Source organism: Mycobacterium sp. 48b, from assembly GCF_048282725.1.
Classification (GTDB): Bacteria; Actinomycetota; Actinomycetes; order Mycobacteriales; family Mycobacteriaceae; genus Mycobacterium.
This window is the reverse complement of the sequence record NZ_JBLVUL010000001.1, coordinates 3,171,118-3,186,188: the sequence shown is the minus strand read 5'-3', so window position 1 is coordinate 3,186,188 and position 15,071 is coordinate 3,171,118. Positions and strand designations below refer to the sequence as shown.

13 protein-coding genes are annotated in these 15,071 nt (G+C 67.7%); 6 read left to right on the top strand and 7 right to left on the bottom strand.

Translation table 11 applies throughout. The features are described from left to right. Positions 1-168: 168 nt before the first annotated feature. Genes ACNQR1_RS15465 through ACNQR1_RS15450 form a run of 4 tightly spaced genes read right to left on the bottom strand, consistent with a single transcriptional unit; the run spans position 169 to position 4,332 of the window. A complete protein-coding gene (locus tag ACNQR1_RS15465; protein ID WP_418047084.1) occupies positions 169-852 on the bottom strand; it encodes a TIGR02206 family membrane protein in 684 nt (227 codons plus the stop codon). A 15-nt stretch (positions 853-867) separates the two neighbouring features. Further along, positions 868-2,229, bottom strand: a complete 1,362-nt coding sequence (locus ACNQR1_RS15460; protein ID WP_418047083.1) for a metallopeptidase TldD-related protein — start codon at positions 2,227-2,229, stop codon at positions 868-870. Further along, positions 2,226-3,743 carry a TldD/PmbA family protein gene (locus tag ACNQR1_RS15455; protein ID WP_418047082.1) on the bottom strand — a complete coding sequence of 506 codons (1,518 nt, stop codon included), beginning with the start codon at positions 3,741-3,743 and terminating at the stop codon, positions 2,226-2,228. The genes ACNQR1_RS15460 and ACNQR1_RS15455 overlap by 4 nt, the downstream gene beginning before the upstream one ends. Before the next feature lie 55 nt (positions 3,744-3,798). Further along, positions 3,799-4,332, bottom strand: coding sequence for an AAA family ATPase (locus ACNQR1_RS15450; RefSeq protein ID WP_418047081.1), 534 nt, complete (start codon positions 4,330-4,332; stop codon positions 3,799-3,801). A gap of 33 nt (positions 4,333-4,365) precedes the next feature. On the opposite strand from ACNQR1_RS15450, the gene ACNQR1_RS15445 reads away from it, so the two are divergent. Both ACNQR1_RS15445 and ACNQR1_RS15440 read left to right on the top strand, forming a co-directional pair. Beyond that, positions 4,366-6,033, top strand: coding sequence for a sulfatase-like hydrolase/transferase (locus tag ACNQR1_RS15445; RefSeq protein WP_418047080.1), 1,668 nt, complete (start codon positions 4,366-4,368; stop codon positions 6,031-6,033). 109 nt (positions 6,034-6,142) lie between these two features. After that, complete coding sequence (locus ACNQR1_RS15440) at positions 6,143-7,129, top strand: NAD-dependent epimerase/dehydratase family protein (protein ID WP_418047079.1); 987 nt, start codon at positions 6,143-6,145, stop codon at positions 7,127-7,129. 59 nt (positions 7,130-7,188) lie between these two features. Here the strand turns inward: ACNQR1_RS15440 and ACNQR1_RS15435 are convergent, their stop codons facing one another. After that, a complete protein-coding gene (locus ACNQR1_RS15435) occupies positions 7,189-7,971 on the bottom strand; it encodes a cutinase family protein (RefSeq protein WP_418047078.1) in 783 nt (260 codons plus the stop codon). Between the two features lie 201 nt (positions 7,972-8,172). Between ACNQR1_RS15435 and ACNQR1_RS15430 the strand changes: the two genes are divergently transcribed. The 4 genes from ACNQR1_RS15430 (at position 8,173) to ACNQR1_RS15415 (ending at position 12,289) form a co-directional block, all read left to right on the top strand. Then, positions 8,173-9,045: a carbohydrate ABC transporter permease gene (locus ACNQR1_RS15430; RefSeq protein WP_418047077.1), complete on the top strand. Its 873-nt coding sequence runs from the start codon at positions 8,173-8,175 to the stop codon at positions 9,043-9,045. Next, positions 9,032-9,844, top strand: a complete 813-nt coding sequence (locus tag ACNQR1_RS15425; protein WP_418047076.1) for a carbohydrate ABC transporter permease — start codon at positions 9,032-9,034, stop codon at positions 9,842-9,844. Before ACNQR1_RS15430 ends, ACNQR1_RS15425 begins: the two co-directional genes overlap by 14 nt. 76 nt (positions 9,845-9,920) lie before the next feature. Continuing rightward, on the top strand, positions 9,921-11,246 hold the full coding sequence (locus ACNQR1_RS15420) for an ABC transporter substrate-binding protein (protein WP_418047075.1): 1,326 nt from the start codon (positions 9,921-9,923) through the stop codon (positions 11,244-11,246). A 53-nt stretch (positions 11,247-11,299) separates the two neighbouring features. Further along, positions 11,300-12,289 (top strand): DUF4349 domain-containing protein, encoded by a 990-nt coding sequence (locus ACNQR1_RS15415; protein WP_418047074.1) that lies wholly within the window; start codon positions 11,300-11,302, stop codon positions 12,287-12,289. Here ACNQR1_RS15415 and ACNQR1_RS15410 read toward each other — a convergent pair. Together ACNQR1_RS15410 and ACNQR1_RS15405 are read right to left on the bottom strand one after the other, a co-directional pair. Next, on the bottom strand, positions 12,179-13,021 hold the full coding sequence (locus ACNQR1_RS15410) for an energy-coupling factor transporter transmembrane component T family protein (protein ID WP_418047073.1): 843 nt from the start codon (positions 13,019-13,021) through the stop codon (positions 12,179-12,181). The two genes, ACNQR1_RS15415 and ACNQR1_RS15410, sit on opposite strands and share 111 nt — an antisense overlap. After that, the gene (locus ACNQR1_RS15405) at positions 13,018-15,063 is read right to left on the bottom strand and encodes an ATP-binding cassette domain-containing protein (protein WP_418047072.1); all 2,046 of its coding nucleotides are present in this window, start codon (positions 15,061-15,063) and stop codon (positions 13,018-13,020) included. The genes ACNQR1_RS15410 and ACNQR1_RS15405 overlap by 4 nt, the downstream gene beginning before the upstream one ends. Positions 15,064-15,071: the final 8 nt, after the last annotated feature.

Here is a 15,071-nt window from a genome sequence, read left to right as displayed (position 1 = left end):
CAACGGCCACTTCGTGCGATTACCCGGACTCCGAATCCAACACCTCCAGGCCGGAGGCATAGCTCTCCTTCACCACGTCCAGATGGACCCAACTGTCGACGACACCGACACCGGCCAGCCCCCGCGCACGGCGTCGACGATCTCGACCAACTGCGCGGCCGAGAACACCTAATCGGTGCGCCGTACCCATGGCCAGGTCATGAGCGCCCACACCCCGGCGACCAAGGAGCTGGCCACCAGGACGTAGACCGGCCACGGACCCATCACGTCGAGCAGCGACGCGGTGGCGGGTTTGGCGTTGAGGAAGCCGTAGTTGGTTCCCGCGACGCCGTTGAACACCATCGTGACCCCCGCCCACACCGCGGTCACCACCACCACCAATCGATAGTCCCGCCAACGCGGGCGCATGCCCCGGCCCCAGGTCAGATAGATTGCCGCCCAGACCACGAGCAGGTGAATCGACCAGAACGCCAGGAACTCGTAGTGCGGAAAATCGGGGCTCTTGAGCACCGGCGAGATCAGCGCCTGCGTGCTCAGCACCAGACCCCAGTAGTAGGTGAGCACGTATGCCCAGTGCCGCTGCGACCACAGCGCGTACGCGCCGACGACAGTCGCCAGGTCGGTCAACCGCAACGGCACCGAGCGTTCGATGGACGGCGGGATGAGCGTGTAGGTGAGCATCGCGACGTAGATGGCGGCCGTCAGCGCACCCAGAACGCGGCCGAACGACCGTGCCTGGTGTTCGGTCTGCCGCCGACCGAGCCAGACCACCAGCGCCGCCCCCACAAGGAACACGGCGATGGCGGCCCAGTGCGACGGACCGTAAACCGTGAATTGCCGCTGAGACAGCACGCCGGCCTCCCTAGCTCATTGCGCTTGACTCACCGAGGACATGTGGAAGTCCGGGATCCGCAGCGTCGGCATGGATGCGCGGGTGGCCCAGTCACCCCACTCGCGGGGCAGGGTGACCTCGCTGATGCCGGCTTCCGTAGCGCGCCGCAACAGATCCAGCGGGCTCTCGTTGAACCGGAAGTTGTTCACCGCAGCTGTCACCTCGCCGTCCTCGACCAGGTACACACCGTCGCGGGTCAGCCCGGTCAGCAGCAGCACGGTCGGGTCCACCTCGCGGATGTACCACAGTGTGGTCAGCAGCAGGCCCCGTTCGGTGCCGGCGATCATGTCTGCCAATTCTGTTGTGCCACCGGTCATCAACAGATTGTCGGCGGGTACCGCGACCGGTGTGCCGTATTCGGCGGCCACGGCCCGCGGATAGGCCAGCGCGTTGACCACGCCGTCGCGGATCCAGTCCACCCGGCCGATGTCCATCCCGTTGTCGAAGATCGACACCCGCTCCGAGGAACTCGGTACGGCGACGAACGGTTGGCATGCCAGCGGCTGCGCGAACGGGTCCGAGTACAGGGTCAGTCCCAGATCGGTGAGCTTCTCCCCCACCCGGGTCCCGCCCGGGGCCGACAGCGCGGTGCGGCCCTCTTGTGCCCCGCGGCCGTCCATGGCCCAGGTCAGGTAGATCATCATGTCGGCCACCGTCGAGGGCGGCATGAGTGTCTCGTAGCGGCCGGCCGGAAGCTCGACCGTCCGCTGCGCCCACCCCAGCTTCAGCGACAACTCGTCGAGCAACGAATCAACCCGCACATCAACGAAATCCGGGGTGCTCACCCCGGCCCACACGCTGGCACCATCACGCTTGGCGTTGATCTCCACCGACCCGGTCGGCTGGGTGTAGCGGCGGCGCAATCCCGTCGAGGTCGCCACGAAAGTCGTCTCCATGACATGGCGGGCATATCCGTAGAGCTGGTCGGAGCCCGCGAACCCCTTGGCCAGATCATCGGCGATGCCGGTGAAAATTTGCGCACCGGTGCCCACCAGCGGCGCGTCCCAGTCGGAGGGCACCCCTGCGCCCGGCCACGGCGGTGCGGCATCCCGGGCCTCGGGCGAGGCCGCCGCGGCACGCTGGGCGGCGGACACCAGGTCGGGGATGACCGCAGGATCCACCTCGGTGGAGCGCACCGACCCGACATGCGCCGTGCCGCCGCGGCGCACGATCGAGATCACCGTGATGGTGCGGCTGACCGTCTCGCCGTTGGTCGTCATCGAATTGCCGGACCACCGCAGCGACGCGTCGGACCGGTCGGTGACCAGGACCATGGTTTCCGTGCCCGGATCTGCTGCGCCCAAGGCGATGTCGACGACCTGCTGTGCGCCGATCATCGGCCGCCCTCCGTCCGGGTGTTCAGTACGTTGATGCCGCGGAACAGTGCACTCGGGCAACCGTGGCTGACCGGGGCCACCTGCCCGGGCTGGGCCTTGCCGCAATTGAAGGCGCCGCCCAGGCGCCAGGTCGACGGACCGCCGACGGCTTCCATCGCACCCCAGAAATCGGTAGTGGTGGCCTGGTACGCCACGTCGCGCAATTGCCCGTCCAGCCGGCCGTCGCGGATCCGGTAGAAACGCTGGCCGGTGAACTGGAAGTTGTACCGCTGCATGTCGATTGACCACGATTTGTCGCCCACGATGTAGATGCCGTCAGACACCCGCGAGATCAGGTCGTCGGTGCTGAGATCCTCCGCACCGGGATGCAGGGACACATTGGCCATCCGCTGGATCGGGACATGGTGTGGCGAGTCGGCATACGAACAGCCGTTGGAACGGGCCTGCCCCAGGCGGGGAGCGAACACCCGGTCCAGTTGATAGCCGACGAAGACGCCGTCGCGCACCAAGTCCCAGCTCTGTGCGCGCACCCCCTCGTCGTCGAAACCGACGGTGGCCAAACCGAATTCGACGGTGCGGTCGGCGGTCACGTTCATCACCGGCGAGCCGTAACGCATGGTGCCCAGCTTGTCCGGAGTGGCGAACGAGGTCCCGGCGTAGGCCGCCTCGTAGCCGATCGCCCGGTCGTATTCGGTGGCATGCCCGATCGATTCGTGGATCGTCAGCCACAGGTTGGACGGGTCGATGACCAGGTCGGTGGGGCCCGCGACGACGGACGGCGCCTTGGTCTTCTCGGCGAGCAGGGTCGGGAGCTCGGCCAGCTCAGAGGTCCAGTCCCACACGTCATCACCGGTCAGGGCTTCCCAGCCCCGCGCCGTCGGCGGCGCCAGCGTGCGCATGGTCTCGAACGATCCGGCAGCAGAGTCGACGGCGACCGCCTCCATCGTCGGCATGACCCGCACCCGCTGCTGGGTGATCGAGGATCCGAACGTGTCGGCGTAAAAGGTCTGCTCCTTGACCGCATGCACTCCCGCCGACACGTGGTCCACGCCGTCGGCAGCCAGCAACCGGCCGGAGTATTCGCCGAGCAGCGCGATCTTCTCGGCCGCGGGGACGACGAACGGGTCGACGCCGTATTCGGACACCCAGGTCACATCGGTGTAGACCGGTTCACCTGCCAGCTCGATGCGCTCGGCGTTCAACGGAGCGAGCGTGGTGGCCACCTGCACGGCACGGCGGGCCGTCTCCGCCGCCACCTCGGGCGCGAGTTCGGCGTGAGACGCGAATCCCCACGCGCCGTCGACGATCACCCGCACCGCCAGACCCACCTCGCGGTTGACCACAGACATCTCCAACTCGCCGTCGCGCAATTGGATGATCTCGGTGGTGATGCGGTGAATCCGCAGATCGGCATAGCTGGCACCGGCGGCGGCTGCCGCGGACAGTGCCGCGTCAGCCAACTCGAACCGGGGCAGCTCCAGGAAGTCGGCGTCCACGCGTCGTTGAGCTGTCACGCCCCCACGGTAGCGGCGCCGCGAGGCGACTTGGCTCAGGTGGGAGTAATGCGGCTCAACCACGCCTCGACGTCACGGTGGCGCGTGAATCGGACGATGTGCAGGTCGGGCAAGTGTGGCCCATCGCAGGGATGGTGTCGCGGAGCTTGTTTCGGGTGCGGAATCCCCAGCGCAAGATGTGGTCCCGGTCGGTGAAAATGGTGCGCAGCGGCGGTTCGATGTTGCCGTTCCACAACTCGATCCGGCCGACGCGCCTGCGAAGGGTGCGACGCGTCAACTGGCGCATGGCCACCGGGGTCGGCAGGTCGAGCCACAGCAGCGTGTCCGCGCGGGCCACGATCTGGCCCCGCACGGCGCGGTACTGCCATTCGATCACCCAGGAATCCCCCGCGATGAACCGTTCGACGTCGCTGATGAACGTGGGGCGGGGCTCCCACCCGGGCCCGTGATACAGACTGTCGATCTCGACGTACGGCAGATCGAACTGCCGCGACAGCCGCGTCGCAAGCGTTGTCTTGCCCGATCCCGTCACCCCGGCCACGGCAATGCGCCGCGGCTCCCAGGTCACCGGATCTTGAGCCGTAAACACCGGATCGATCGTAGCGAGGCCTACCGTGTGGACATGACGAACCTCAGCAGGCGGACAGTCCTGGGTGGTGCGGCGGTGGCCGCCGGTGCAGCCGCGGTCGGATTCGGCGGCTACGAACTGCTGGGCAGACGCGGCCCGGACGCGGCCGGTCAGCCCAACATCCTCGTCGTCATCGTCGACCAGATGCGTGCGCCGCAGTGGTTCCCCGACACCCAGCAGCTCGGCGCGTTGTTGCCGAGCCTGGACCGGCTGCGCACCCGCAGCACCTCGTTCGGCTCGCACTACAGCGCGTCGAACATGTGCACGCCGTCGCGCGGGGTGCTGACCACCGGGCTGTACTCCCATCAGACCGGGTGCCTCTACACCGGCGAGGGCCCCACCGAGTCGACGCTGGCAGCCCGGTTCCCAACCTGGGGGACGATGCTGCGCGACGCCGGCTACCGCACGTGGTGGTGGGGCAAATGGCATCTGGGCAGCATGGCCGACAACACCCCCGACGGCCTGGACGTCCACGGCTTCTCCGGCGGCACCTACCCGTCCCCCAACGGCGCGCCGAACCAGGGTCTGCAGCAGGACCCGTCGATTGTCGATCAGTTCGCCGGGTGGTTCGACGCCCATGCAAACGAGGGACCGTGGTGCACCACCGTGTCACTGGTCAACCCGCACGACATCTGCTGGTGGCCGAAAAATGCACTGCCAGAAGATGTTCCGCACCGGTTCAGCGCGAAGCCGGCGAACTTCGAGACCGCAGATGACCTACGTCGACGCGGCAAGCCGCAGTTGCAGATCGACTACATGAACTTCATGTCGCCGCTGATGACCGGCGCGATGGACTACACCGGGCCCGAGTCAGCCGCGCAGTGGGCGCGATGCCTGGACATGTACCTGTGGCTGCATCAGCAGGTGGACACCCAGATCGGCCGGGTGCTGGACATCCTCGCCGCCCGGCCCGACATCGACGACAACACCGTCGTCGTGTTCACCTCCGACCATGGCGAGTACGCCGGCTCGCACGGCCTGCGCGGCAAGGGTGCCGCGGTCTACGAGGAGAGCATCCGGGTGCCGCTCTACATCCGTGACCCGTCAGGTCACCTGACGCCGGGTCCCGGCGACACCCGCACCCAGATGACCTCGAGTGCCGACCTGGCGCCGCTTCTGATGACCATCGCGCACGGCGGCGCGGGCTGGCGATCCGACTCCCGCTACTCCTACCTGGCGGGCCGCGCCGACATCGCCGGGATCGCCGCCGACGCGTCGGCAGCGGGCCGACCGTGGATCGCGCACGCCACCGACGACATGTCGGTGGAGGAGATGGCCGCGTTGATGAAATCGCCACTGGCGAAGAAGTTCTTCGGTGCTTCCGGTCCCCCGACCGAGATCCCAACCTCGGCACCCAGTCACATCGTGGCCGTGCGTACCCCTGAAGCCAAGCTCGGCATGTACACGTACTGGAAGCCCGGCTCCATGGACATCGACACCACGCGGCCCGTCCACCACGAGTTGTACGACTACGCAACCGATTCCGGTGTTCAGGAACTCGACAACCAGGCCGGGCGCAGTGCCAAACAGGCCGACCTGCAGGCACTGCTCGACCACGAGGTGATGCCCGAGCTGCGGGCCCCACTGCCGGGGTTCCTCGACGAAGCGCAGGAGCAGGGGCTGGCGAATATGAAGGAACTCGCCACGTTGCGCGGAGGCTGAGCCGACAATTCAGCACGGAGGCTGAGCCGATGGCTGAAATCGCTTCCCCGCGGCGCCTCACGTACTAGCGTCCATCCGACGGTCGTCGGTTCGCTAGGAGGTTGGCGTCATGCGCGTGTTGGTCACCGGCGGCACCGGATTTGTGGGTGGATGGAGCGCGAAAGCGATTGCCGACGCCGGTCATTCCGTCCGCTTTCTGGTGCGCAATCCGGACCGGTTGCAGACCAGCGTCGCCGCACTCGGGGTCGACGTCTCCGATCATGCGGTCGGCGACATCACCGACCGCGACTCGGTCATGCGTGCCCTCGAAGGCTGCGACGCCGTGCTGCACAGTGCCGCGCTGGTCGCCACCGATCCGAGCCAGACCGCGCAGATGATGAGCACCAACATGGACGGTGCGCGAAACGTCCTGGGCGGCGCCGCAGAACTCGGCCTCGACCCGATCATCCACGTATCGAGCATCACCGCATTGTTCAATCCTGACGTGGAGACGCTGGAAGCGGACCTGCCGGTGTTCGGCGGGACCGACGGCTACGGGCGGTCCAAGGCCCAGGTCGAGATCTACGCCCGTGGAATGCAGGACGCCGGCGCGCCGGTGAACATCACCTACCCCGGCATGGTCATGGGTCCGCCGGTCGGCAACCAGTTCGGTGAAGCCGGCGAGGGCGTCGCTGCCGCACTGCAACTCGGCGCGATTCCCGGTCGCAGCGCGGCCTGGACCATCGTCGACGGTCGTGACCTGGCAGCCCTGCACGTCGCGCTGCTCGAGCCCGGCCGTGGGCCCCGCCGCTATATGGCGGGCGGACATCGCATTCCGGTGGACCAGCTGGCCAAACTGCTCACCGAGGTCGGCGACAAGACCATGTTCGCCGTCCCGGTTCCCGACACCGTGCTGCGCGTCGCCGGGCAGGTGCTCGACCGGATGGGCCCGTTCCTGCCGTTCCAGACCCCGTTCACCGAAGCCGGGATGCAGTACTACACGCAGATGCCGGCGTCCGACGACTCACCGAGCGAACGGGACTTCGGTATCAGCTACCGCGATCCGCGAATCACCCTGGCCGACACGGTCGCCGGATTTCGCGGCCTCAACGGCTGACGGCCGGAAGCGGTCCGTCGAGGACCCGCTTCCGGCCGCCGGCCGTCGTTCAGTTGGCGTCAGTTCTCGCCGATCTCGGCTGCCGTCTGCACCACCGGTGCCGATGGTGCCGCACCTCCGAGCTGGCGGGCCGCGAAATCAGCTGCCTGGATTGCCATCCCGTTGTCCTTGTAGGAGCTGTGGGCGGCACGGTTCAGACCACCCGGGAAGCAGATGGGGTCACCCGGTGCGCACAGCTGGATGGTCTTGGCCGCGTAGGACGGGCCGATGGCGATGGGCGGTGCGCTACGGTCGGCCAGGCCCAGGATCCACTCGTCCGGCGTTCCGAACAGCGCCACGGCCGCGACGTGCGAGGCGACCGATGCAGGCATCGGGCCGCTGATGCCGGCGGGCAACACGAACCCTGCGGGCACACTGCCGGCAGTGGTGTAACCGGCGACCGCGGCGCCCTGCGAGTAACCGCCGAGCACGATCTTGGTCGCCGGGCAGGTGGCCGCGATCGACTGGATCCGGTTGCTGGCATCGGCGACGCCGTCGGCCGCCTGACCGAAGTTCAGCGACGCCGGGTAGTTCACCCCGTACACGTCGACCGTTTTGCCGGGCAGATCGGCGCTGAGAGCGTCGACGAACGCCTGCCCGGTGGCACCCACACCGGGTGCCTCGTTGGTGCCCCGGGCGAACACGACCTCGACATCGGCACACCCGTCGGCGGCATTGGCCGAGGCGATCGGGCCGGCCAGCGAGCCGAGGACCATGGCGGCCAGGGCGAACACCGTGAAGACCACGGACTGCGTCATCCTGGTGATCGAAGCGCCCGTTCGGGCTCGCTGCACTGCGCTCATGACATTCTCCCCAGTCCCTGTTAGCGGCGATTACCTGCTACAAGTGCCGGGCAGCGAATTCGATTCCGCAGCCGTCAAGTGATGTACGTCATCTGAGCAAATTTCGTGCGCCGGGATGGCGCAGCGGCATTCCGGCGTTGACGATGGGCACTCAGGTGCCCGGCATGGCGTCCGACGGTCACGAACCGCTTTAATGGCTCGATGGCCACCTCGCGTGTCCGCACCACCGCCCTGGGGTACGCGCTTGTCGCCCCCAGCCTGTTCGGCGTTGTCACCTTCCTGTTGCTGCCCATGCTGGTGGTGATCTGGCTGAGCCTGCAACGGTGGGACCTGCTCGGCCCGATCGAATATGTGGGACTGGACAATTGGGCTTCGGTGCTCACCGATTCGTCGTTTGCCAGGTCGCTGGCGATCACGCTGTTGTTCATCCTGCTGGTGGTGCCGACCCAAACCGTGCTGGGTCTGATCGCGGCGTCGCTGCTGGCCCGGGGGCTCCCCGGCACCGGGTTCTTCCGCACCGTGTACGTGTTGCCGTGGATCTGTGCGCCGTTGGCCATCGCGGTGTTGTGGAAGTGGATCCTGGCACCGACGGACGGGGCGCTGAGCACAGTGCTGGGCCGGCAGGTGGACTGGCTCACCGATCCGGGACTGGCGCTGCCGGTGGTGTCGGCCGTCGTGGTGTGGACGAACGTCGGTTACGTGACGCTGTTCTTCCTGGCCGGCATCCTCAACATCCCGGCCGACGTCCACAACGCCGCCCGTACCGACGGGGCCACCGACTGGCAGCGGTTCCGCCACATCACCCTGCCGATGCTGCGTCCGACCATGTTCTTCGTCCTGGTCACCGGAATTGTCAGCGCCGCCCAGATATTCGACACCGTGTACGCATTGACCGCGGGCGGCCCGCAAGGTCGCACGGACCTGGTGGCCCACCGGATCTATGTCGAGGCGTTCGGTGCGGCCGCGGTGGGCCGCGCCTCCGTGATGGCCATCGTGCTGTTCGTCATCCTCGTCGGCATCACCCTCCTCCAGCACATCTACTTCCGTCGCAGGATCAGCTATGACCTCACGTAACGCACTGATCTACGTGGGGCTGCTCCTCGGCGCGGTGATCACGCTGCTGCCCTTCGGGCTCGGGTTGCTCACCTCGTTCACCTCGGCCGAGCAGTTCGCGACCGATCCCCCGCTGTCGCTACCCACACCGCCGACGCTGGAGAACTACGTGGGGCTGTCCGAGGCCGGGTTCGGTCGCGCCATCTTGGTGACCGCGTTGATGACCGCCGTCATCCTGCTGGGACAACTGGTGTTCTCGGTGCTGGCCGCCTATGCCTTTGCCCGGCTGCAGTTTCCCGGCCGCGACGCGTTGTTCTGGGTCTACATCGCCACGCTGATGGTGCCCGCGACGGTGACCGTGGTGCCGCTCTACCTGATGATGGCCGAGGCCGGATTGCGCAACACCTTCTGGGCGCTGGTGCTGCCGTTCATGTTCGGCTCGCCATACGCGATCTTCCTGCTGCGTGAGTACTTTCGGTCCATTCCGCGCGATCTCATCAATGCGGCCCGCCTCGACGGCGCCCACACGCTGGACGTGATCACCCATGTCGTGGTGCCTGCGAGCCGGCCGATCCTCGTGACGCTGGCACTGATCACCGTCGTGAGCCAGTGGAACAACTTCCTGTGGCCGTTGGTGATCACGAGCGGCAGCAAGTGGCAGGTGCTCACGGTCGCGACAGCCGGTCTTCAGACGCAGTACAACGCGCAGTGGACGCTGGTGATGGCGGCGACCACGGTGGCGATCGTCCCGCTGATCGTGTTGTTCATCGCGTTCTCGCGCAACATCGTCCGGTCGATCGTCGTGACGGGGATCAAATGATCACCGAGATGCACACCAGGGCTGCCATACCGCGGCGGCAACAACCCTCACGTCGATCTCGCGGCAGGGAGCGGCCATGAGACGCTCCACCCTCCTGGCCGCAGGCCTCGCACTGACCATGGCCGTCCTGCTCGTCGCCGCCGTGCTGCTGGGCCACACGACCGAACCCGAAGGCCGCACCGTGGTCACCGTGCGCCTGTGGGACCCGCAGGTCGCTGCCGCCTACCGGGAGTCGTTCGCCGAATTCAGCAAGGAACACCCCGACATCGACGTACGCGTCAACACGGTGGCCTACTCGGCGTACTTCGACAGTCTGCGCACCGATGTGGCCGGCGGCAGTGCCGACGACATCTTCTGGCTGTCCAACGCATACCTCGCCGGCTATGCCGACAACGGCCGACTGCTCGACATCGGACAGACATTGGGCGCCAACGCCGCCCGGGCCTGGGAACCCTCGGTGGTCAACCAGTTCACCCGGAACGACGCCCTGTGGGCGGTTCCGCAACTGACCGACGCCGGTATCGCGGTGTTCTTCAACGCCGACCTGCTCGACGCCGCGGGCGTGGACCTCGCCGAACTGACCACACTGCGGTGGTCGAACGGGCCCGACGACACCCTGCGGTCATTGGCGGCCAGGCTCACCGTCGACGAGCAGGGCCGCTCGGCGGGCACCGACGGTTTCGACGTCGGCCGCATCCGGCAGTGGGGCTACAACGCCGCCAATGACCTTCAAGGCATCTATCTCAACTACATCGGCTCGGCGGGCGGCATCTTCACCATCGGTGACCGCTTCGCATTCGACAACCCTCAGGCCGTCGAGGCGTTCAAATATCTGGTCCGGCTGATCAACGAGGATCACGTCGCGCCACCGGCCTCGGCCACCAACAACAACGGGGACTTCTCCCGCAACACCTTCCTGCAGGGTCGGATGGGCCTGTTCCAGTCAGGAACCTACAACCTGGCCGCCATCGCGAACCAGGCCCGGTTCCGGTGGGGCGTGGCGATGCTGCCTGCGGGTCCCAAGGGCCGCGTCAGTGTCACCAACGGCATTGCCGCAGCGGCCAACTCGGCGACCCGCCATCCCGATGCGGTGCGCGAGGTGTTGTCCTGGATGGGCAGTAAGCGCGGCAATGAATACCTGGGCACGAAAGGCGCCGCCATCCCGGCCGTGCTGCGCGCGCAGCCGGTGTACCGCGACTATTGGAAAGCCCGCGGGGTCGATGTCAGCCCGTTCTTCCGGGTGCTGCACGGGCCGCGGATCCCGGCGCCGGGGGCGGCCGGCTTCCCGGCCGGATACCAGGCCCTCAAACCGTATTTCGACGAGATGTTCCTGGGCCGCCTCGATGTCGAGAGGTCACTGGCCGACGCGCAATGGGCGGCCAACTCTGCGGCCGCCCGTTGACCCCGAGCGAATAACCGGCCCCTGACCTCCGGTGCGTCGCTTACATTGGGCTGATGCCCCAGCACACCAGTGCATCCCGCCGCCACCGCACGACGGTGGCGCTGATTGCCGCGGCCGTGTTGGCCGTCGCGCCGGCCTGCGCAGCCGGGCACTCCCCCGACACTGCACCGTCGGCACCTCAGAGCGATGCCGGATTCGCCCCGGCGGCCCCACCACCCGAAGCCGGCCCGGCGATGAAGAACGCGCCGGCACCGGCCGAGGTGAAGCGCGACATCGTCAAGACCGCGTCGATGTCGATCACCACCGGCAATCCGGCGGCGGTGGCGGACAAGGCCGTATCGCTGGCCACCGACGCCGGCGGCCGCGTGGACAGTCGCTCCGAGGATGCCGGCTCCAGCTCCGGCCGCGCACACATCTCCCTGGCATTACGGGTCCCGGCCGCCAAACTCGAAGGCACCCTGGACGAGTTCAAGAAGCTCGGCACGGTCCAGACCGTCGAGGTCCGCGCCGACGACGTGACCTCGCAGCGCGTCGATCTCGACGCTCGCATCAAGGCGCTGCAGACCTCGGTGGACCGGCTGCTCGGGATCATGCGGGACGCCAAGGATCCCGAGGCGCTGATCCAGGCCGAGAACGCGCTGTCGCAGCGCCAGGCGGATCTGGACAGCCTGCGCGCGCAGCGCACCCAGCTCGGCGACCAGATCGACTACAGCACGGTCAATCTCGACATCACCGCCGAGCAGATCGGCGGCCCGGCCCCGCAGTATCAGGGCTTCTGGGGTCAGGTCGAACGCGGGTGGCACGGCCTGGTCTCGATGGCGTCAGGGGCCGTGATGCTGTTCGGTCTGCTCCTGCCGTGGCTGGCGGCGGTCGTCATCGCTGCAGTGATCATTGTGGCCGTCGTCCGGCTCACGACGCGTCCCAGACGGACGTCAGCGACGGGGCAGGCTGGTGGGCAGGACGGTCAGCTCCAGGGCCAGAGCGCTGCCGCAGACCAGAACGAGGATGGCGAAGGCGATCCAGTCCCGCGACCGGGGTCGTGACGGTGCCGCCGAGATCTGGCCTGCCCCACCGCGTGCGGTGATGGCATCGCCCATCTCGTCGCCCCGGCGCAATGCCACGGTGACGGCGGCGGCCAGCAGATCGACCAGATTGGCCACCCGTTGTTTGCGCCGCGCCCGGAACGTCTCGGCCGGCTCGACGGGGCGCAGCCGGTGCGCCGCGTACAACGTGCGAAACTCGTCGATCAGCATCGGAAATGCGCGCAGTGCCAACGCAATCGTCACCGCCCAGTCATTCACCGGGATGCGAAACAGCCGTAGCGGCCGGCCCAAAGTGGCCACGGCAGGGGCGATGTCGGCGACATTGGTCGTCCAGGAAACCAGCGCGCCGAGCCCCAACAACACGATCGCCAGGGCCGTGACGCGCAGGTAGTTCAGCAGCCCGCCCAGACCGATCTGCACCGACCCGATGTCGATCACCGGCGAACCACCGGCCAGTGCGGCAAGCGCCCCGCCCAGCAGCACCAGAATCCACAGAAAGAACGGGATGGACGGCAGCACGCCGCGCGGAATGTGCGCCAGCCGTGCCGTCACCAGGACCAACACCGCGACGGCTGCGATCGGCACCCATCCGGGATAGAAGGTCAGCAGCAGGCCGATGCCGGCGACGGCGAGCAGTTTGGTGCCGGCCCACAACCGGTGGATGACGGTGTCGCCGGGAACCGGACGCAGCAGCACGACGGGTTTGCGTTGTCCTCGTGTCGGCGCGGTCATCGGGTACCTCCGGCAGCTGTCGGGGTCAGGGCGAGTTCACCGCGGTGCAGGTGCAGCGTGCGCGGGCACAGGCCCTCCAGGCCGGTGAAATCGTGCGAGATGACGACGACGGTCAGCCCGTTGTTGTGCCGCAGATCCTCCAGCAATCGCAGCAGTCCGCGTTGGCTGGCCGCGTCCAGTCCGGCCAGCGGCTCATCGAGGATCAGCGCGCGCGGCGACCGGGCCAGCAACCCGGCCAGGACGACGCGACGCATCTGACCCCCCGAGAGCTGGTCGATGCGGCGCTGAGCCAGTGCCGCATCCAACCCGACCATCTCCAGTGCGCCTGCGACGCGGTCCTCCTCACGCGCCGAGAAGCCTGCAGCCGAGGCGATTTCACGTCCGACGGTGCTGCGCATCAACTGCAGGCGGGCGGCCTGGAATGAGATCGCCACCGAGCCCACCTGCTGCGCGACCGGCACCCCGTCGAGTAGACAGGCGCCGTAGGTGGGAACCGTCAACCCGGCCATGATCCAGGCCAGGGTCGATTTGCCCGAGCCGTTCAGGCCGTGCACCAGGACACCGTCACCCTCGTTGACCGTGAACGTGATGTCACGCAAAGCCGTTTTGGCCCAAGGGGTCCCGCTGGCGTATTCGTGTCCGACACCGGTCAGCTCCAATACCGGCGCACTGCCGTGAGCGACGGGGGTGGCTGCCACCGGCACCGCCGAGGTCTGCACCATGTCGGTGTTGTCGGCGGTGCCGCCGTTGCCGCTGAGCTTCACCGTGCGGTCGGCGGAATCGGCCTCGTCGTTGTAGTGCGTGATGTGCACCAGCGACATCTGGTGATGCTCGGTCAGCCCGGACAACACGCTCATCAAGGTGTCGCGGCCCTGTTGGTCGACCATGCTGGTGACCTCGTCGGCGATCAGCAGCGAGGGGTCGCGGGCCAGTGCCCCGGCGACGGCCAGGCGCTGCAGTTCCCCACCGGACAATCCGCCGGTGTCCCGCTCGGCCAGGCCTTCGAGCCCCACTTCACTCAGCAGTCGCTCCACGTCGGCGGTCGCGCCGACGGGCAGCCCCCACACCACGTCATCGGCCACCCGGGTGCCCAGCACCTGGCTTTCGGGATGCTGCATCACCACGGCGGTGCCGCCGATGCGGCCCAGCCCCACGGCGCCGGTCCGTTCGATGCTTCCCGAGGTGGGTTGGCGTCCGGCCAGCATCAACATGAGAGTGGTCTTGCCCGAACCGTTCGGGCCGGTCACCGCGACATGCTCGCCGGGCTGAAGTTCCATCGACACCGGGCCCAGCGCGTCACGCTCGACTCCCGGGTAGCGGAACCGCACGTCGGTCAGCCGCGCCGGGACGGGGGCGATCGCCGCCCCCTCGTCCTCGTCGTCGGCATCGAGCTTGTGGACGTCGGGAACCCCGAGCAGCCGGGCCAGGATCCGCGAGAGCGCCCACCACCCGACCATGCTGACCGAGGTGATGCTGGTGATGCCGAGGAACAGCATCAGCACCGGCCAGTAGTCGAGCATCGTGGCGAAGATCGTCCTGAGCGGTTCGGCCGCCACGTCGATCACCGGGATGCGCTCCAGCACCTTGACAATCCCCTCGATGCCCGCGCTGAGCGAGTCGAAGATCAGGCTGCGCAACCTCGTCAGCACTGTCAGCGCCACGATGATCGCGGATCCGAACAGCGCCCCGGCCACGATGGCGGCGGCGAACGCCGTTCCGGTGCCACGGCCACGACGCTTGACCACGCCGGTCAGTCCGCCGATATAGGCGCAGTCGATGACCGTCATCGCCCCGCCCATGCCGGCTATCAGGAAGGCGATCGTGCCCGCGGCGACGGTCGCGGCGAGCAGCACCCGCAACCGGTAGCGGTAGGCCAACAGGCCCATGGGCACCGTTCCCAGCACCGAGAGCCCGGCCGCGAACGGCACCACCACGGCGATGATCGCGGTGGCCGCACAGAGCGCCGCCATCACCGAAGCCTGCGCAAGCTCGCCTGGGGTGAGGCCGCGCCGAGGCGTCGTCGCCGGGGGGTTCGCGGTCATCGTTCGAT